Origin of the sequence: Microcella sp. (assembly GCF_019739195.1) — a bacterium.
Lineage (GTDB): Bacteria > Actinomycetota > Actinomycetes > Actinomycetales > Microbacteriaceae > Microcella.
In genome coordinates, this window is record NZ_JAHHDS010000002.1 from 44,763 (window position 1) to 63,959 (window position 19,197).

18 protein-coding genes are annotated in these 19,197 nt (G+C 68.5%); 1 reads left to right on the forward strand and 17 read right to left on the reverse strand.

Annotated elements, in window-relative coordinates:
* Nucleotides 1-7: 7 nt before the first annotated feature.
* From KL788_RS00825 to argC, 7 genes are read right to left on the reverse strand one after another with little or no spacing between them, the layout of a single operon-like run.
* Nucleotides 8-646 carry a DNA-3-methyladenine glycosylase gene (locus tag KL788_RS00825; RefSeq protein ID WP_293167616.1) on the reverse strand — a complete coding sequence of 213 codons (639 nt, stop codon included), beginning with the start codon at nt 644-646 and terminating at the stop codon, nt 8-10.
* Nucleotides 643-2,046 (reverse strand): argininosuccinate lyase, encoded by a 1,404-nt coding sequence (gene argH, locus KL788_RS00830; protein ID WP_293167618.1) that lies wholly within the window; start codon nt 2,044-2,046, stop codon nt 643-645. Before argH ends, KL788_RS00825 begins: the two co-directional genes overlap by 4 nt.
* Nucleotides 2,043-2,990: an ornithine carbamoyltransferase gene (gene argF / locus KL788_RS00835; protein ID WP_293167620.1), complete on the reverse strand. Its 948-nt coding sequence runs from the start codon at nt 2,988-2,990 to the stop codon at nt 2,043-2,045. Before argF ends, argH begins: the two co-directional genes overlap by 4 nt.
* Nucleotides 2,987-4,219, reverse strand: coding sequence for an acetylornithine transaminase (locus tag KL788_RS00840; protein WP_293167622.1), 1,233 nt, complete (start codon nt 4,217-4,219; stop codon nt 2,987-2,989). The genes argF and KL788_RS00840 overlap by 4 nt, the downstream gene beginning before the upstream one ends.
* Entirely contained in the window at nt 4,216-5,118 is a 903-nt protein-coding gene (argB, locus tag KL788_RS00845; protein WP_293167923.1) for an acetylglutamate kinase, read from the reverse strand. Before argB ends, KL788_RS00840 begins: the two co-directional genes overlap by 4 nt.
* Nucleotides 5,119-5,133: 15 nt before the next feature.
* Nucleotides 5,134-6,288 (reverse strand): bifunctional glutamate N-acetyltransferase/amino-acid acetyltransferase ArgJ, encoded by a 1,155-nt coding sequence (gene argJ, locus KL788_RS00850; RefSeq protein WP_293167624.1) that lies wholly within the window; start codon nt 6,286-6,288, stop codon nt 5,134-5,136.
* The gene (gene argC / locus KL788_RS00855) at nt 6,285-7,331 is read right to left on the reverse strand and encodes an N-acetyl-gamma-glutamyl-phosphate reductase (protein WP_293167626.1); all 1,047 of its coding nucleotides are present in this window, start codon (nt 7,329-7,331) and stop codon (nt 6,285-6,287) included. The genes argJ and argC overlap by 4 nt, the downstream gene beginning before the upstream one ends.
* Before the next feature lie 84 nt (nt 7,332-7,415).
* On the opposite strand from argC, the gene KL788_RS00860 reads away from it, so the two are divergent.
* On the forward strand, nt 7,416-7,985 hold the full coding sequence (locus tag KL788_RS00860) for a DUF937 domain-containing protein (RefSeq protein ID WP_293167627.1): 570 nt from the start codon (nt 7,416-7,418) through the stop codon (nt 7,983-7,985).
* A 113-nt stretch (nt 7,986-8,098) separates the two neighbouring features.
* On the opposite strand, the gene pheT is transcribed toward KL788_RS00860, so the two are convergent.
* The 10 genes from pheT to KL788_RS00910 form a co-directional block, all read right to left on the reverse strand.
* Nucleotides 8,099-10,594: a phenylalanine--tRNA ligase subunit beta gene (gene pheT / locus KL788_RS00865; RefSeq protein ID WP_293167629.1), complete on the reverse strand. Its 2,496-nt coding sequence runs from the start codon at nt 10,592-10,594 to the stop codon at nt 8,099-8,101.
* Nucleotides 10,594-11,634, reverse strand: a complete 1,041-nt coding sequence (gene pheS / locus KL788_RS00870; RefSeq protein WP_293167631.1) for a phenylalanine--tRNA ligase subunit alpha — start codon at nt 11,632-11,634, stop codon at nt 10,594-10,596. The genes pheT and pheS overlap by 1 nt, the downstream gene beginning before the upstream one ends.
* A gap of 11 nt (nt 11,635-11,645) precedes the next feature.
* Nucleotides 11,646-12,572, reverse strand: a complete 927-nt coding sequence (locus KL788_RS00875; RefSeq protein WP_293167632.1) for an amino acid ABC transporter permease — start codon at nt 12,570-12,572, stop codon at nt 11,646-11,648.
* Nucleotides 12,569-13,234: an amino acid ABC transporter permease gene (locus KL788_RS00880; protein WP_293167925.1), complete on the reverse strand. Its 666-nt coding sequence runs from the start codon at nt 13,232-13,234 to the stop codon at nt 12,569-12,571. Before KL788_RS00880 ends, KL788_RS00875 begins: the two co-directional genes overlap by 4 nt.
* An 86-nt stretch (nt 13,235-13,320) precedes the next feature.
* Nucleotides 13,321-14,187, reverse strand: a complete 867-nt coding sequence (locus KL788_RS00885; RefSeq protein ID WP_293167634.1) for a glutamate ABC transporter substrate-binding protein — start codon at nt 14,185-14,187, stop codon at nt 13,321-13,323.
* Nucleotides 14,188-14,223: 36 nt separating this feature from the next.
* The gene (locus KL788_RS00890) at nt 14,224-14,964 is read right to left on the reverse strand and encodes an amino acid ABC transporter ATP-binding protein (RefSeq protein ID WP_428846095.1); all 741 of its coding nucleotides are present in this window, start codon (nt 14,962-14,964) and stop codon (nt 14,224-14,226) included.
* A gap of 197 nt (nt 14,965-15,161) precedes the next feature.
* Nucleotides 15,162-16,118: a TAXI family TRAP transporter solute-binding subunit gene (locus KL788_RS00895; RefSeq protein ID WP_293167636.1), complete on the reverse strand. Its 957-nt coding sequence runs from the start codon at nt 16,116-16,118 to the stop codon at nt 15,162-15,164.
* Nucleotides 16,115-17,491 carry a sensor histidine kinase gene (locus KL788_RS00900; RefSeq protein ID WP_293167637.1) on the reverse strand — a complete coding sequence of 459 codons (1,377 nt, stop codon included), beginning with the start codon at nt 17,489-17,491 and terminating at the stop codon, nt 16,115-16,117. Before KL788_RS00900 ends, KL788_RS00895 begins: the two co-directional genes overlap by 4 nt.
* Before the next feature lie 2 nt (nt 17,492-17,493).
* Nucleotides 17,494-18,165 (reverse strand): response regulator transcription factor, encoded by a 672-nt coding sequence (locus KL788_RS00905; RefSeq protein WP_293167638.1) that lies wholly within the window; start codon nt 18,163-18,165, stop codon nt 17,494-17,496.
* Between the two features lie 184 nt (nt 18,166-18,349).
* Entirely contained in the window at nt 18,350-19,150 is an 801-nt protein-coding gene (locus KL788_RS00910) for a TrmH family RNA methyltransferase (protein ID WP_293167639.1), read from the reverse strand.
* Nucleotides 19,151-19,197: the final 47 nt, after the last annotated feature.

Consider the following 19,197-nt stretch of genomic DNA (forward strand, 5'->3'; position numbering starts at 1 on the left):
GCATGACCTAGCGCTTTGAGATCGCAGCGCGGTAGGTCGAGACCGTGGGCTCCCCGACGAGCCAGTAGCGCCAGGGGTACTCAGCACTGCCGCCGAGGCCACTGACGCCCACGCGCGGGCCCGAGGCGATGCGCTCGGGCCGCACGAGCGGCCCCGGCTCGAGGGCGATGCCCTCGACAGACAGCGGGCCTGCGGCGAGCATCCCGCCGCTGTCGGTCAGGTCGATGCCGAGAGCCGTCGCGAGGCGGGCAGGGCCCCGAGCGAGATCGCGCGGGGCGATGAGGCGGGATGCGCACTCCCCGGCGCGACGCGGTGCCGCGGCCGCCCGGCGCTTCGCCGCGAGCTCGGCGCCCTCGACCACCTCGCCCGCACGCAGCAGCACTGCTCCGGCCTCACCGGCGGCACCGCAGACCAGGTTGAGGCACCGGTGCATGCCGTAACTCAGGTAGACGTAGAGAGTGCCCGCCGGCCCGAACATGGGCTCTGTGCGGGGCGTACGGCCGCGGAAGGCGTGCGAACCGGGGTCGGCACCCTCGCCGCGGTAGGCCTCGACCTCGGTGAGCCGCACGCTCACGCCGCGCCCGTGCAGCACTGCGTCGAGCAGGCGCGGCGCGACCTCGACAGGGTCGCCCTCGAGCAGTCTCACTGCAGCGCGGCGAGCCGCTCGGTGAGGTGAGCGCGTTGAGCGGCGACCGCCGAGGGGGCCGTGCCGCCCGCGCCCGACCGCGAGGCGATGGAGCCGTCGACCGAGAGCACCTCGCGCACGGCGGGCAGCAGCCGCGGGTCAATTGAGGCGTACTCGTCGTCGCTCGGCTCGTGCAGCTCGAGGTCATGGCGCTCGCAGTGCGCCACGAGGGCGCCGGAGATCTCGTGCGCCTCGCGGAACGGCACACCCTGCCGCACGAGCCAGTCGGCGACGTCTGTCGCCAACGAGAAGCCCTGGGGGGCGAGAGCGGCCATGCGCTCAGTGTCGAAGCGCAGGGTCGCCACCATGCCGGTGAAGGCCGGCAGCAGCACTTCGAGCGTCTCGACGGCGTCGAACACGGGCTCTTTGTCTTCTTGCAGGTCGCGGTTGTACGCGAGGGGCAGTCCCTTGAGTGTCGTCAGCAGGCCCGTGAGGTCGCCAATGAGTCGCCCCGCCTTGCCGCGCGCGAGCTCGGCGATGTCGGGGTTCTTCTTCTGCGGCATGATCGACGAGCCCGTCGAGAAGCCGTCGTGCAGGGTCACGTAGCCGAACTCGCGGGTGTTCCAGAGGATGATCTCTTCTGCCAGCCGCGACAGGTCAATGCCGAGCTGCGCCGCGATGTAGGCGAACTCGGCGACGAGGTCGCGTGCGGCCGTCGCGTCGATCGAGTTCTCGGTCGGGCCGCTGAATCCGAGCTCGGTCGCGACGAGGGCCGGATCGAGGCCCAGGCTCGAGCCAGCCAGAGCCCCAGCGCCGTAGGGCGAGCGGTCGCTTCGCGCCGCCCAGTCGCGCAGGCGCTCGAGGTCGCGCACGAGCGGCCACGCGTGGGCGAGCAGGTGGTGGGCCAGCAGCACCGGCTGTGCGTGCTGCAGGTGGGTGCGGCCGGGCATGACGGCATCGGGATGCGCGTCGGCCTGCGCCGCGAGGGCCTCAATGAGCGAGCGCACCTCGCGCGCGATCACGGCCCCGTGGTCGCGCAGGTAGAGCCGCACGAGGGTGGCGATCTGGTCGTTGCGGCTGCGTCCCGCGCGCAAGCGACCGCCGAGCTCGGCGCCCACCGCCTCGACCAGCGCCGCCTCGAGGGCACCATGCACGTCTTCATCGTCGGGCCGGGGTTGCAGGCTGCCGTCTGCCCAGCGGGATTCGACTCGCAAGAGCCCCTCGAGCATCCGCACCAGTTCGTCGTCGGTGAGGTAGCCCGCCGCAGCGAGGGCGCGAGCGTGGGCCCGCGAGCCTCGGATGTCGTAGCCGCCGAGCTGCCAGTCAAAGTGCGTCGAGCGGCTGAGCCGCTGCAGTTCAGGCGAGGGGCCGTCGCTGAAGCGCCCGCCCCACAGCGAGCCCTCGTTCGTAGCACCGCTCATTGCGCACCGCCCGACTGCGCCAAAAGCCACACCAGGAGCGCCTTCTGCGCGTGCAGACGGTTCTCGGCCTCGTCCCAGATGACCGACTGCGGGCCGTCGATGACGTCAGCGGTGACCTCGTAGCCGCGGTCGGCGGGCAAGCAGTGCAGGAAGAGCGCGTCGGCCTTCGCGTGCGCCATCATGGCCGGGTCGACGCGGTAGGCGCCGAAGGTCGCGACGCGATGCGCCTTCTCGTCTTCTTTGCCCATCGAGACCCAGGTATCGGTGACGACGACGTCGGCCCCCGTGACGGCCGCGACCGGGTCGGTCGTGACCGTGATCGAGCCGCCCGTCTCGGCCGCGCGGCGCTCGGCATCGGCGACCACCGCGGCACTCGGCGCGAACGACGCGGGGGCAGCGACGCGCACGTGCATGCCCGCCGTGGCCCCGGCAAGCAGGTACGACTGCGCCATGTTGCTCGCTCCGTCGCCGAGGAACGCGACCGTGAGCCCCTCGAGATCACCGCGATGCTCGCGGATAGTCAACAGGTCGGCGAGCAGCTGGCACGGGTGGAAGTCGTCACTCAGAGCGTTGACGACGGGCACGGTCGTACCGGCCGCCATTTCTTCGAGCCCCGATTGTGCATAGGTGCGCCACACGATCGCGGCCACCATGCGCTCGAGCACGCGCGCGGTGTCGCTCGGCGTCTCTTTGCCGCCGAGCTGGCTGCTGGCGGTCGAGATGATGAGCGGCACCCCGCCGAGGTCGGCGATGCCGACCGCGAAGCTCACGCGCGTGCGGGTCGACGACTTGTCGAAGATGACCGCGACGGTCTGCGGGCCGGCGAGCGGCGTGCGGGCCCAGCGGTCGGCCTTGATGGCGACGGCCAGGTCGAGAATCTCGGCCTGCTCGGCGGGCGTGAGGTCGTCGTCGCGCAAGAAGTGGCGGGCAGCGGGTGCGGTCATGGCGTGGTGGCCTCCGGTCGAGCGGCGGACAGTGCTGTGGCGAAGAGTCCGAGAAAGCGGTCGATCTCAGCATCGCCGATGATGAGCGGCGGCGCGAGGCGGATGCTCTCGTCGTTCGCCGCGTTGATGATGAGGCCGCGGTGCAGCGCCTCGGCGACGACTCGCGGCGCGACGGCGGCGGTGAGCCCCACGCCGAGCAGCAGGCCGCGACCTCGCACCTCGGCGACGAGGGGCGAACCGAGAGCCAGGATGCCCTGCCGCAGCTGGTCGCCGCGTCGAGCCGCGTTGCTCACGAGGTCGGCCCTTTCGATCTCAGTGAGCACAGCATCGGCGACTCCGGTCGCAAGCGGATTGCCCCCGAAGGTCGAGCCGTGCTGGCCGAGCGTGAAGAGGTCGCTCGCAGCGCCCCGGGTGACGAGCGCGCCGATCGGCACTCCCCCGCCGATGCCCTTGGCGAGAACGACCGCGTCTGGCAGGTCGTCGGCGTCTGTCAGGTCGTGCTGGAAGGCAAACCAGTCGCCCGTGCGGCCCGCGCCGGTCTGGATCTCGTCGACGATGAGCAGGGCGCCGTGCCCGCGCGTCAGCCGACGCGCCTCGAGCAGAAACTCGGGCGGCAGCGGCACGACGCCGGCTTCGCCCTTGATGGGCTCGAGCACGACGGCCGCGACATCGTCACCGAGGGCCGCCTCGAGCGCGGCGAGGTCGGTCGGCAGGTGCTCGACGCCCGGCAGCCCCGGCTCGAAGGGCTCGCGCAGGGCCGCCTTGCCGGTCAGCGCGAGGGCGCCCATGGTGCGGCCGTGAAACCCTCCCTCGAAGGCGAGGATGCGCGGCCTGCCCGTGCGACGAGCGAGCTTGACCGCCGCCTCGATGGCCTCAGCACCCGAGTTGGCCGGGTACACCCGACCGGTCTCGCCGAACCCGGTCAGCCGCACGAGGCGTTCGGCGAACGCGACCGCCTGAGGGGTCGTGAAGTAGTTGCTGACGTGCATCGCGCGAGCGGCCTGCGCCGCGATCGCCTCGACGACGACCGGATGCGCGTGACCCAGGGCGTTGACGGCGATGCCGGCGAGGAAGTCGAGGTACTCAGTGCCGTCGACATCCCACACGAGAGCGCCGCGGCCATGATCGAGCACGGCCATCGGGCTCGGCGCCGAGCGCATCGCGACACGGGCGAATCGCTCGCGCAGAGCATCCGTCTGCTCGCCCGCGACCAGCGGCGCGGTAGTCACGCGACGACCTCGGTACCGATGCCGGCCTGCGTGAAGATCTCGAGCAAAATCGAGTGTGGAATGCGGCCGTCAATGATCGCCGCCTTGCCGACACCGCCCTCGACCGCGTCGAGGCAGGCTGTCATTTTCGGGATCATGCCCGACTCGAGGCTCGGCAGCAGGGCTCGCAGCTCGTCGGCCTCGATGCTCGACACGAGTGACGCGGTATCGGGCCAGTCGCGGTAGAGCCCGGCGACATCGGTGAGAATCACGAGCTTCTCGGCGCCGAGCGCCACGGCGAGCGCCGCGGCGGCCGAGTCGGCGTTCACGTTGAGGCTCTGGCCCGGGCTGTCGCCGTCGGGCGCGATCGACGAGACGACGGGGATGCGCCCCGCGTCGAGCTGCGCGAGCACGGCGGCGGGGTCGACCCCCACGACATCACCCACGAGCCCCAGGTCGACCTCGACCCCGTCGATCACGACTCCCCGGCGGCGACCGCGGAAGAGCCCCGCGTCCTCCCCCGAGATCGCCGCGGCGAACGGCCCGTGCTCATTGATGAGACTCACGAGCGAGCGGCTGATCTGGCCCGTGAGCACCATGCGCACGACATCCATCGCTTCGGGGCTCGTGACACGGTAGCCGCCGCGAAACTCGCTCTCGATACCAAACTTCTCGAGCATCGCCGAGATCTGCGGGCCCCCGCCGTGCACGACCACGGGGCGCAGACCGACCGTTCGCAGGTAGACCATGTCTTCGGCGAAGGCCCGCTGCAACTCATCGCTGACCATCGCGTTGCCACCGAACTTGATGACAACGACGCGGTCACGAAAGCGTTGCAGCCAGGGCAACGACTCGATGAGCGTTGCTGCCTTGACGGCCGCCTGTGCGTGGTCAGCCGTGATGGTCTCGGGGTCTCTCAGCTCGCTCACGGTGCCTCAACTCGAGTAGGCGCTGTTCTCGTGCACGTAGTCGTGCGTGAGGTCATTGGTGTAGATCTCGGCCTCGGCTTCACCGGCGTGCAACTCGATGAGCACGCGAATGCCGCGGCCGCTCAGGTCGACCTCGGTGCGCGGGCGATCGGGCGCCCCGGCGTGGCACAGCCGCACCTCGTTGAACGAGACGTCGACCGCGTAGGGATCGAACGCGGCCTGCGTCGTGCCGATCGCGGCGAGCACCCGGCCCCAGTTGGGGTCGTTGCCGAACATCGCGGCCTTGAAGAGGTTGCTGCGGGCGACCGAGCGCGCGACCTCGACGGCGTCATCCTCCGTCACTGCGCCGGTCACCTGAATACGGATGTCGTGGCTCGCGCCCTCAGCATCGGTGATGAGCTTCTCTGAAAGGCTGTAGCAGACCGCGCGCAGCGACATCGTGAACCTGTCGAGGTCGGGGCGAATTCCGGATGCTCCGCTCGACAGCAGCGCCACCGTGTCGTTGGTCGACATGCAGCCGTCGGAGTCGATGCGGTCGAACGTCTTGGCGCTCACCTCGCGCAGTGCGGCGTCGAGCTCGGCCGAGGTGAGGTCGGCGTCGGTGGTGAGCACCACGAGCATGGTCGCGAGACCGGGCGCGAGCATCCCGGCGCCCTTCGCCATGCCGCCGATCGTCCAGCCGTCTGACGACAACCATGACTCTTTCGGCACCGAGTCAGTCGTCATGATCGCGAGGGCCGCGTCGGGTCCGCCCTCGGCGCTCAGCACCTGGCTGGCCACCGCGACTCCGTCGAGCAGTTTCTTCGTGTCAAGCGGCTCACCGATGAGCCCCGTCGAACACACGAGTACATCCCCCGCCGACACGTCGTCGAGCATGCCCGCGACAAACTCTGCCGTCTGATGCGTCACGAGAAAACCCTCGGGGCCCGTGAAGCAGTTGGCTCCACCCGAGTTGAGCACGATCGCGCTCACCTCGCCGTCGGCGATGACCTGCTGCGACCAGATGACGGGATGAGCCTTGGCGCGATTGCTCGTGAAGACGGCAGCCGCGGCCTTCGACGGGCCCTGATTGACGACGAGGGCGAGGTCGCGATCGCCGCTCGACTTCAGGCCGCACGGCACGCCGGCGGCGACGAAGCCGAGGGGTCGAGTGACGCTCACGGGGCGACCCCGTTCACGGGCAGGCCGAGCGCTTCGGGCAGGCCGAGCGCGAGGTTGAGCGACTGCACGGCGGCGCCGGCGGTGCCCTTCACGAGGTTGTCGAGCGCGACCACGATCACCACGCGCTGCACCTCGACGTCGACCGCGAGACCGATGAGCGCGGTGTTCGCGCCCACGACCGATGACGTCGACGGAAACTGCCCCTCGGGCAGCACGTGCACGAAGGGCTCGGCGTCGTAGGTCGACACCCAGGCGTCGCGCACGATCGCCGCATCGACGCCCGGTGCCAGGCGCGCCGTGACCGTCGCGAGAATGCCGCGCGACATTGGCACGAGCACGGGAGTGAACGAGATGCTCGGGCGCTCGGCACCCGCCCACCGCACGTTCTGCAGAATCTCGGGAATGTGCCGGTGCACTCCCCCGACGGCGTAGGGCGTCGCCGCGCCCAGCACCTCGCTGGCGAGCAGGTCGGTGCGCAACGAGCGCCCGGCCCCGCTCGGGCCGACGGCAAGCGCGGCGGTGAGGTCTTGACCCTCGATGATGCCGCTCTGGATGCCCGGGGCGAGCCCCAGCGTCACCGCGGTGACATTGCACCCCGGCACCGCAATGCGGCGCGTGCCCGAGAGGTGCGAGCGCTGGCGACTGCCGTCGGCGTGCACGAGCTCGGGCAGGCCGTACGTCCACGCGCCGTGGTGCTCGCCTCCGTAGAAACGCGCCCAGTCGTCGGCGCTCTCGAGTCGGTGGTCTGCGCCGCAGTCGAGCACGAGGGTCTCGGGCGATAGCTGGGCCGCGATCTCGCCCGAGGCGCCGTGCGGTAGCGCGAGCACGACGATGTCGTGGCCCGCGAGCGCCTCGACCGTGGTCTCGACGAAGGTCAGATGGTCGAGCGACCGCAGATGCGGGTGCACGTCAATGAGCGTCGAGCCAGCGTTCGAGTGGGCGGTGACCGTGCGAATCTCGAGCTGCGGGTGGTGCGCCATGAGGCGCAGCACCTCGCCCCCCGCGTAGCCGCTCGCGCCCGCCACCGCCACGGAATAGGTCATGTGCTTAACCTTTGCAGAGAATACGATGAGGTTTCGACACGGGCACGCCCACGGCGGCCCATCCCCGACACAAGGAGCACCGGCATGGACGACCTCAGCGGCCTCATCAACCTGATTCCGATCGGCGACATCGCGAAGAAGATCGGCGTCGACGAGAACGTCGCCCGCGCCGCCGTCGCCGTCGCCGTGCCCGCCATCGTCGGCGGTCTCGCCGCGAACGCGAAAGACGACAAGGGTGCGCAGTCGCTCGAGAAGGCCCTCGGCCACCACAAAGGTCGCGCCCCGAAGAAGCTCGACGACATCGACGAGAAAGACGGCGAGAAGATCGTCTCGAACGTCTTCGGCGCCAAGAAGAACGACGTCGTGAAAGCCGCCGCGTCGAAGGCCGAGGTCAAGGCGGGTTCGAAGGCAGACGGGCCCGACATTGGCGCGATCGTTGCGCAGGTCTTGCCGATTGTCGCGCCGATCGTGCTCGCCTTCGTCGCCAACCAGTTCATGGGCAACAAGGCCGAGGCAGCCCCGGAGCCCGCCGCGGCACCCGCCTCGAGCGGCAACCCGCTCGCCGACATGCTCGGCGGGCTCATCTCGAGCCCTCAGGGTCAAGAGATGATCACGGGCGCCCTCGGCGGCCTGCTCGGCGCCGGCCGTAAGTAGGCGGCGCCTCGTACTGGTTGCGACAGCTCGCAGGTTTTCGGACGTGCGAGCTGTCGCACCTAGTGAGAGAGGACGACGGAGTGGGCAGCGCTTGCCGCGCAGACCCCCACGTCTCAGGCGCGAAGCGTCGCGCCGAGCCTCTCGCTCGCGAGTGCGAGACCCGCGAGCTTGGCCTCTGTTGCTTCTGCGGCCGTGAGCGTGCGGTCGTCGGCCCTGAACCGCAGCGCCAGCGTGATCGACTTCGTGCCGGACTCGAGACCTGTGCCCCGGTAGTCGTCGACGATCGTCGCTGACTCGAGCAGCTCACCGGCGCCCTCGACGACCGTATCGCGCACCGCTCCCGCGGGCACCGACTCGTCGACGACAACCGAGAGATCTTGCGTCGCGGCAGGGTACCCCGCGATGCGGCCCGCGATGATCTCGCTCGTTCCGGCTGCGGTGAGCGCGTCGAGGTCGAGCTCGAGCACGGCGACCCGTCGCGGAAGATCACGCTCAACGGCAATGGCGGGCAGCAGCTCGCCGGCCACGCCCACGGGCGTCTCGCCGACCCAGAGCGCGGCGGTACGGCCGGGGTGCAGTGCCGGGTGCTCGCCCCGCTCGACACGCAGCGTTACTCCGGCGACGGAGGCGACGGCATGCGCAGCCTCGAGTGCATCCGCGATGCCCCGCGGTTCGGCGGACTGACCGATGCCCTTGGGCCGACGATCGCCGATCATGATCGCCGCGAGATAGCGCGGCTGATCGGGGATGCTCGCCGCGAGCTCGGCGAGCACCTGGTCGCTCGGGCGCGCGCCTCCGGGCGGCACTTCCGCGGTGCCGTACTGCCGACCCGCCTCGGGGTGGAAGACGGCACCCAGCTCGAACAGCGCGACATCGGTGAGGCCGCGCGACACGTTGCGGTGAGCGATGCGCGTGAGGCCGGGAAGCAGGCTGCGGCGCAGGCGAGCCGACTCGGAGTCGATGGCGTTCGCGAGCACCATGCTGGCCGCATCCGCACCATCGATGAGGGCGTTCTCGGCGGCCGAGACGAAGGGGTACGCGAGAACCTCGGTGAGTCCTGCGGCGGCGAGGGCATCAGCGACGGCTCGACGCACGCGCTGGGGCCGGGTCAGACCCCGCCCGGGCGGCGCGATCGGCAGCACGGCCGGAATGCGGTCATAACCGACGATGCGCGCGACCTCCTCGGCGAGCGAGGGCGCATCGACAAGGTCGGGGCGCCAGCTCGGCGGCGTGATGAGCCAGCCGTCGGTCTCGACGGCGAGTGTGCACCCGATCACCTCGAGCGACTCGGTGATCTCGTCGAGCGAGTAGTCGACGCCGACCAGTGCGTCGACGTAGCCCTCGGCGAGGTGGATCGGTGCGGGCTTCGGAGCGTCGATCCAGAGCGAGCCGAGTGGATCAGCCGTGCCGCGCGCGAGCTCGACGAGCAGGTCGACGACGCGCTGCGCCGCAGGCTCGGCCACGAGCGGGTCGACGCCGCGCACGAACCGCCGCGAAGCCTCGCTCGGCAGCTTGTGCCTGCGCGAGGTGCGCGCGATCGAGACGGCCTCGAAGTGCGCCGCCTCGATCAGCACGTCGACCGAGGTCGACGAGATCTCTGTGCTCGCCCCGCCCATGACGCCCGCGAGCCCGATGGGGCCCGAGTCGTCGGTGATGAGCAGGTCTTCGGGGTGCAGCGTGCGGGTCTGACCGTCAAGCGTCACGACCTTCTCGCCCTTGCTCGCCCGGCGCACCGTGATGCCGCCGCTGAGCGTCGAAAGGTCGTAGGCGTGAATCGGCTGGCCGAGTTCGAGCATCACGTAGTTGGTGATGTCGACGACGAGCGAGATCGAGCGGATGCCGGCGAGCGACAGGCGGGAGATCATCCACGACGGTGTCGGTCGTTCGGTATCGATGCCGCGCACGACGCGCGTCACGAAGGCATCGCACCCCGGAACGCCGTGAATCGGCGCGTCATCGCGCACCGCGACGTCGAAACCCGAGCCCTGCCCAGGGCTGACCGCGAGCGCGGGGTCGCGGAAAGGCACGCCCGTCGCGTGCGAGTACTCGCGAGCGACACCGCGGATCGATAGCGCATAGCCGCGGTCGGGCGTCACGTTGATCTCGACGGCGAGGTCGTCAAGACCCAGCAACGCGATCGCATCAGTGCCGACCTCGGGGTCGAGGCCCAAGGTCGCGAGCCTCAGAATGCCGTCGTGCTCGTCGCCGAGACCGAGCTCTCGCGCGCTCGCGATCATGCCGTCGGAGACGTGGCCGTAGGTCTTTCGGGCGGAGATCGGAAAGGGCCCGGGCAGCACGGCCCCGGGCAGCGAGACGACGACCTTATCGCCGACCGCGAAATTGCTCGCGCCGCACACGATGCCGCGCGACTCGTTCGGCCCCGTGAGCACCTGGCACCACCGGATGGTCTTGCCGTTCGACTGCGGCTCGTCAACGAACTCAAGTACCTGGCCCACGACGATCGGTCCGGTGAGCGCGACGCCGTGAATCTCTTCTTCTTCGAGCCCGACGCGCACGAGTGCGGCGTGCACCGCCTCGGCATCGGCAGCGGGGTCGCCGCTCGACGGCACGTCGACAAACTCGCGAAGCCATGACAGAGGAATACGCATCAGACCACCAACCCGAACTGCTGCGAGAAGCGCACGTCACCCTCGACCATGTCACGCATGTCGCTCACCCCGTTGCGGAACATGAGCGTGCGCTCGATGCCCATGCCGAAGGCGAAGCCCTGGTAGACCTCGGGGTCGATGCCCGCCGAGCGCAGCACGTTGGGGTTGACCATGCCGCAGCCGCCCCACTCGATCCAGCGCGGCCCGTCGCGGAAGGTCGGGTGCCATACATCGAGCTCGGCGCTGGGCTCGGTGAAGGGAAAGTACGAGGGTCGCAGGCGAATGCGAGCGCCCTCGCCGAACAGCGCGCGGGCAAGATGCTCGAGCACGCCGCGCAAGTGGGCCATCGTCAGGCCCTTATCGATCGCGATGCCCTCCATCTGGTGGAAGACGGGGGTGTGCGTCGCGTCGAGCTCGTCGGTGCGGTAGACGCGCCCCGGGGCCACGATGTAGAGCGGCACCCCGCGCGAGAGCATCGAGCGCGACTGCACGGGGCTCGTGTGCGTGCGCAGAATCAGGTGACGGTCGTCAGGCTCGATGAAGAAGGTGTCTTGCATCGCGCGCGCCGGGTGGTCGGGCGCGAAGTTGAGCGCGTCGAAGTTGAACCAGTCGTTCTCGAGCTCGGGCCCTTCGTCGACCTCCCAGCCCATCGCGACGAAGATGTCGCTCATGTCTTCCATGAGCGTCGTGAGCGGATGGCGCGCACCGGCGATGCGCAGGGGCGGGATGCCCGTGACATCGATCGCCTCGGCCGCGAGCCGCGCCTGCTCTTCTGCTTCAGCCAGCTCGGCCTCGCGTGCGGCGATGGCCTGCGCGACGCGTCCGCGTGCCTGACCGACGAGCTTGCCGAGAGCCGCCTTCTGGTCGGCCGGCACATCGCGCAGCGTCGCGTTGAGACTCGCCAGCGGAGACGACTCGCCCGCGTGGGCCGACTTGGCGGCTTTCAGCGCGGCGACATCGGCGGCGGCGGCGATCGCCGCGAGTGCGGCATCGACGGCCGAGTCGACGACGGATTCGGAGATCTCGAGAGGGTCAGGCACAGCGGTAAAGCTTAGTCTGGCCGCCGTGGGGGTCTGTCGCGCTCGAGCACGGGAAGAGTGATGGCGCGGGTGCCTTCCGCTCCGAGCGCGGCCGCAGGACCCGTCGGAGTCAGCTTGCCCGCCTTCGGCCCGCTCCGCTTGGCGACCGCCCGGGCGATCCATGACAAGGTCAGGTTCAGGGCGAGGTAGATCGCAAGTCCGATGATGAAGAGTGTGAAGACGTACCTGTTGCCGAGAGCCTTCTGCATGTTCTGAATCGTGCGCGACAGCTCGTCATACGCCACGACGTAGGCGAGCGACGTATCTTTCAGCAGCACGACCATCTGCGCGAGAATGATGGGGAGCATCTGCCGGAATGCCTGAGGGAACTCGATGATCATGCGAGTTCTCGTCGCCGTGAGTCCGATGACGAAACCCGCTTCACGTTGCCCCTTGGGCAGCGACAGGATTCCGGCCCTGAGCGCTTCACCGATGATCGCGCCGTTGTAGACGCCGAGACCGATGACGCCGGCCCAGTAGGCACCGGTGGAGAACACCAGGAACACGAAGAAGATCATGAGCAGCACAGGCATGCCGCGGAAGAACTCGAGCAGGATCGCTGCAGGAACCCGAATCCACCTGCTCGTCGCCGTGCGCGCGAACGAGAAGCCGATGCCGACCGCGATCGCCAGGATCGCCGCAGCGCCCGCCATCAGAAGAGTCGCACCGACTCCGGCAGCGAAGCGTTCCCAGACCAGGGGGTTGGCCAGTACATCCCATCGAGAAGGGTCGAACAATCCGGGCGTCACGGCATCGTTGGCAGAGATGCGGGGAGCGGCGAGAGTCGCGATCACCCACCAGAACAGCGCCGCGATCAGGATGATGCCGACGATCGATCCGATCAGCGACCTGCGGCGGGCCTTCGGGCCGGGCGCGTCGTAGAGAACACCGAGGCTCATCGCAGCACCCGCACCTTCTTCTCGATGTATCCGGCGATCTGCCCGAGCGGAATGGTGATCAGCAAGTAGAGCGCTGCGGCGAACAGCAGCATCAGCAGAACCTTGTCGCCGTGATCCCGCGTCGCTCGCTGCACTCCGGAGAAGAGCTCATTGACGAAAAAGATGCCCGCGACCGAGGTGTTCTTGGTCAGCGCGATGAAGACATTGATGAGCGGCGGCACCACCATGCGGCCCGCTTGGGGAAGGATGACGAGCGTGAGCGTCGCGCCGAACCCCATGCCGATGCTGCGAGCCGCTTCGGCTTGACCGATCGGCACGCCGTTGATGCCCGAGCGCACAGCCTCGGCGACGAACGGAGACGTGTAGAGCGTGAGGCCGAGAATGGCCAGCAGCAGATAGCCGACCTTGGGATCCGGCCCCACCGATACTCCCAGGATGGGCAGGACGAACGCGCAGAAGAACAGGACCAGCAGCAGGGGCACATTGCGCAACGCCTCGGTGTAGACGACGGCGAAGACTCGCAGCGACGGCAACGGCGAGATGCGCATCGCCGCGATGATGACACCGAGAATGAAGGCGCCGAGGCCCGACACCACGAGCAGCAGGATCGTCAACCCGAAGCCCTCGAGATACAACGGCATGACGTCGATCAGCGAATCGATGACGCTCACGGCTCTCCTCTCTTGCTGATCACAGAAGGTGGGGCGTCGGCCCACCCAGGACGGGCGGGCCGACGCCGATACGACGCTTAGTAGCGGTCGACCGCCGGGGGCTCCGGCAGGTCGAGCACCACGCCCGCGGTCGAGGTCCACGCATCGGCCCATCGGCCGTCGGCGTACGCCTCTTCGAGGACGTCGTTGATCCAGCTGCGGAACACGTCATCGTCGCGGGTGAGGCCGATGCCGTAGGGCTCAGAGGTGAACGCGTTGTTCACGACCTCGAACTCGCCCGGGTTCTGGTCGGCGAGTCCGGCAAGAATCACGTTGTCAGTCGTCACGGCAACGACCGCTCCGTTGCGCAGCGGCTCGAGGCAGTTCGAGTACGTGTCGGTCGTGATGAGGTTGGGGCCGTACTCTGCGATGTTCTGCTCTGAGGTGGAACCCGCGACCGAGCAGACGTTCTTGCCTGCGACGTCTTCCGGGCCGGTGATGCCCTCCGGGTTTCCTTCGAGCACCAGGATGTCCTGGCCCGCGAGGTAGTACGGACCGGCAAACGAAATGACTTCCTTGCGCGTGTCGTTGATCGTGTAAGTCGCGATCACGATGTCGACGGTGCCGTTCTCGATGAACGGCTCGCGGTTGGCAGACACGGTCTCGACCCACTCGATGTTGTCTGCAGCGATGCCGAGCTCGCTCGCGATGATCTTGCCAATCTCCACATCGAAGCCGACGGGCTCACCGTCAAGGCCCTGCAGGCCGAAGAGCGGCTGGTCGAACTTCGTGCCGATGGTGATCGTGCCAGCCTCGGCGAGGGCAGCCATGGTCGAACCGGCCTCGAACTCAGGTGCTTCGGCGACCGGCTCAGCCGGCTCGGTGGCGCCGCCGGCGCACGCGCTCAGGCCCAGTAGTCCGACGGCCGCCAGAGCGGCAGCGGCGATTCCTCTGTTGAGTCCCATATCTGTCTACTCCTTGCTGTGGTGCTCCCCCGCCGGTCAGCGGGAGAGGATTTTCGAGAGGAAGTCCTTCGCTCTCGGGGTCTGCGGGTTGTCGAAGAAGGCATCCGGCTCGGCCTCTTCGACGATCTCGCCCTCGGCCATGAAGAGAATCCGCTCTCCTGCACTGCGGGCGAAGCCCATCTCGTGCGTGACGACGACCATGGTCATGCCGTCGCGGGCGAGCGACGTCATGACGTCGAGCACCTCGTTGATCATCTCCGGGTCGAGCGCCGAGGTCGGCTCGTCGAAAAGCATGACTTTGGGGTTCATCGCGAGTGCCCGGGCGATCGCTACCCGCTGCTGCTGGCCACCCGACAACTGAGCGGGCAGTTTCTGAGCCTGGTTGGCCACGCCCACGCGATCGAGCAGCTCCATGGCCTTGGTGTTCGCCTCTGCCTTCGGAACACCGCGCACACGGCGCGGACCGAGCGTGACGTTCTCGAGCACGGTCTTGTGCGCGAAGAGATTGAACGACTGGAACACCATGCCGACATCGGCACGCAAGGCTGCAAGGTCTTTGCCCTCTTCCGGCAATCTCTTGCCGTCGATCGTGATGCTGCCGCTGTCGATCGTCTCCAGTCGGTTGATCGCGCGGCACAGGGTCGACTTGCCCGACCCGCTCGGTCCGATCACAACGACGACTTCACCTCGGTGAATCGTCGCGGTGATGTCTTTAAGCACATGGAGTTCTCCGAAGTGCTTGTTGACGTGGTCGATCACGACCAGCGGTTCAGACATGGTCGCCATCCCTTCGAGCTCGGCCGCTCACCGGTGCCGGTCTCCGGAGGCCTGACCGGCGGCTGCGTTCGCGCGGACAGCACGAATCGCGCATGACGGTCATGGAGCACATCGACATCGGTGGCACGCCATCACGCTAAGTCGCGGGGTAGTCCCCCACGCGCGCCTTGAGGGTTTCTTGAGCGTGCAGCTCGCGCTCAGCGCCTCGACTCGCTGTAGTACTCCACGGCACCGGCGTGCAACGACACCGGGTCGGTGAAGATGGCTTCCCGGCGGTCGAGCAAGGCTGCGGCCGGAACCTCTGCCGCGATGACGGAACGCGACTCGAACAGCGCTGTGAGCACCTCGCGCACGAGCTCGTCCGAAGCGCTTTGCGCGACCATGAGGTAATTGGGCACGGTCATCGTCGCCGTGGCCTGGGTTCGCCCGTACGCCCCGATGGGGAACTCGGCGAGCCGGTAGACGCCGCCGTGCGCTGCATTCGCCCGCTCGACCGTGGCCGCGTCGATCGAGAGCAGGCGGGTGGGAGCCTCCCCGAACAGCTCTGCGAGGCCCGGAGTCGGAAGCCCTCCGACCCAGAAGAACCCCTCGATGTCACCGTCGCGCAGAGCGTCGATCGACTCGGCGAGCCCCATCGCCCGGTCATCGATCGCTGCCGGGTCGACTCCGGCCGCGATGATCACCCGCTCGGCGACGATGCTCACGCCCGAGCTGGGAGCCCCCAGCGAGACAGCACGACCCGCGAAGTCCCCGATCTGCATGATGTCTGAGTCTGATCGCACCACGACGTGCACATACTCGTCGTAGAGCCGAGCCACAGCTTGCACGGCGAGGGGTTCGGCAAACCCCCCGTTGCCGGCGACCGCATCAGCGGCCACATCGCTCTGCGCGAACCCGAAAAGCGCACGCCCGTCGCTCACGCGCTGCAGGTTGTCGACCGAACCGTTCGTCTCATCGACAGTGACCACCGTGTCGAGCCTGCTGGAGAGCACATCGGCCAGCTGCTCGCCGAAGGCGTAGTAGACCCCCGTGACCCCGCCGCCCGCGATGGAGAACCGCTCTGCCGGGGCCGCCGGCCCGCATGCCACCAGGGTCAGCCCCGCCATGATCAGGCCGAGGGCCGCAGTGACGCTGCGTCGCGAACGCGGCGTCATGAGGGCCCCGCATTCGCCAGGCGCAGGTGGACCGCGAGCCCTCCGCCGTCGGGCGACTCGACGCGGAGCCCTCCGCCGATCGACTGCAGCAGGTCGGTGGCGATCGCCAACCCCAGGCCCGAGCCCGGGGTGCTGCGATTGCGCGGACTTCGCCAGAACCGTTCGGTGAGGTGAGCGAGTTCATCGGCCCCGACTCCGGGGCCGTGATCGCGCACCACGATCTCCGCGCCATCGGTCGAGTCGGTCACCGCGAGCATGACACGCGTGCCCGACGGGGAGAATTTCACAGCGTTGTCGATCACCGCATCCAGTGCGCTCTCGAGAATCGTGCGGTCGGTCTGGGTCAGCACTCCCCCCTCGCCGTCGACGACGAGCGAGATGCCCGCTGTCGACGCGGACTGACGCCATGCCTCAGCCCTGTCGCTCACGACCTCCGCGACATTGACGATCTCTTCGGCCGCGCCGCGCTCACCACTCCTGGCGAGATTGAGAAGAGTGTCAAGAATGCGGGTCATCCGGCGACCCTCCTCGCGCGTCTCTTCGACGTCTCGGTTCCACTCGTCATCAAGCCCTGTCGCGAGGTACTCCACCCGCACGAGCAAGGCGTTGAGCGGGTTGCGCAGCTCGTGCGATGCGTTGAGTGCGAACTCCTGCTGACGCGTCATCATCCTCTCGATGTGCTCGGCCATGCTGTTGAAGATCACGATCATGCTGCGCAGCTCAGGGGGTCCGGTCTCGTCGGCGATGCGCGCTTCCACGTCACCGCGTTCGATCGCTTCCATGGCAGCATCGACGCGTCGGATAGGCCGCAAGACCCAGGTGGCGAGGCGGAACACCACGATCAGCCCGATGGATGTGGCCAGCACCGCACCACCCAGCAGGAGGGCCCACTGCTCGAGGATCGTCTCTCGCGCGACGTCGATGCTCGCCGTGACGACGACTGCCCCGATGGGGTCGCCGTTCTCGAGCACCGGCTCGACCATGACCGAGTCGGTGAGCGCCCACGGCAGCGCCGGCTCGGGCAGCTCGCTCCTGCGCCCGGCGAGAGCGAGCTGAATCTGCGCTGTCGTATTCTCATCGAGCACGACTGTTTCGTCGCCGCCAGAGGCCCATAGTGAGCCGGACCGGTCGATGACCAGCACCCGCGTGCCGTAGAGCTCGTAGTAGCGCTCGGCTTCACTAGCGACGAGATCGGGGCTTCCCGATCGCAAGGCCTGCCGTGCGCTCGTGACGAAGTAGGCAACATCGCCCAGCAGCTCAGAGAAGTGCTCCTGCTGGATGCTGCGCGCGGCACTCCACGCGTACGCACCGCCCAGAACCAGCAGCACCGCGACGAGCGGAACGAGGAACACGGTGACCAGTCGGCGGCGCACGGCTACCTCCCCGCGAATCGATAGCCGATGCCGCGCACCGTCTCGATCAAGTCGCCTCGCCCGGTCTTGCGCCGAATGGAGCCGACGTGCACCTCGAGCGAACGACTGAAGGCGTGCCAGTCGGTCTGCCAGACCTCGCGGATGATGCGCTCACGCGGCACGACAACCCCGGGATACCGAGCGAGTACGGCAAGGATGTCGAACTCGGTGCGCGTCAGCTCAACCGGGTGTCCGTCGACGATCAACTGGCGAGCCGACAGATCGATCCGCGTTCCCGACACGTCGATGACCTGCTCCTGAACCGGTTCCGCCACGAGCGACCGCGACCGCCGCGTGACCGCCTCGATGCGTGCCACCAGCTCGAGCACGTTGTAGGGCTTGACGACGAAGTCGTCCGCGCCGGCTCGCAGGCCCCGGATGCGCTCCTGAACATGACTGCGGGCGGTGGCGATGATGATCGGCACTCCTGACCGCTCGCGGATTCGACGACAGAGCTCGATGCCGTCCATGTCGGGCAGACCGAGATCGAGAAGCACAACCTCGGTGTCAGTGCCGAGGGCCTCGAGCGCCTGAGCGGCATCCGCGGCGCTGACCGTGTCGTAGCCGGCCTTGCGCAGAAACGCGCGCAGCGCATCCATGAGTCGATCGTCGTCCTCGACGATCAGAACGGCCATGCGACCGCCCACGGGATGACCCGGTCGCAGAGCGCACCGTGAAGACCGGTGTCGGCACTGACGTCGGCGGACACCCCCTGCTTTCTGGCGCGGTGCACATCGCCGAGGCTAGCAGTCGCACCGCGGCCGCTCTCGTGCGCGCCAAAATGCCCGAGCAGCTGTCGAGCGCTGCCTCTCAGTGCGCCTACGCCCGCTGGGCGAAGGCGCTCTCGTAGAGGCACACCGCGGCGGCGGTAGCGAGGTTGAGCGACTCGGCCTTGCCGTAAATCGGCACGATCACCGCTCGGTCGGCGAGGTCGAGCTGCTCGCGAGTGAGCCCACGAGCCTCGTTGCCGAACAGCCACGCCGTGGGCCCATCGAGGTGGCCGTCTGACCGCACTGCGAGCAGGTCGTCGCCCGAGATGTCGGCCGCAAGAATACGGCTGCCTGCCTCGCGCAGCTTCTGCAGGGTCGGCTCGAGAGCCACACCCACGACGACGGGCACGTGGAAAAGCGACCCGGTCGTCGCCCGCACGACCTTCGGGTTGAAGACGTCGACGCTCGTGCCGCTGAGGATGACGGCGTCAGCACCTGCCGCATCCGCGACGCGGATGATCGTGCCCGCGTTGCCCGGGTCGCGCACTTCTTCGAGCACGGCGACGAGGCGCGGGCGACGGCTTAGCAGCTCGTCGAGGGAAAGGGGAAACTGGCGGCAGACCGCGACGACACCCTGCGGCGTCACGGTGTCGGCGATGGTCTCGAGCACGGCATCCGTCACCTGCTCGACACGGCATCCGGCGTCGGCCGCCGCGCGCCCGATACCGACGTAGCGGTCGAGAGCGGCTTGCGTGGCGAAGATCTCGACAATGAGCTCCGGGCGGTACTGCAGTGCTTCGGCGACGGCCTGCGGGCCTTCGAGCAAGAACAGGCCGGTCTCGGCGCGCTGGTTCTTCTTGGCCAGCTTCGCGGCGGCGCGCACGCGCGGCGAGCGCGGGTTGTCGATCACAGCGTCATGCTAGCGAGACGAGTGTGAACGCCAGGTGAACCCGTCTC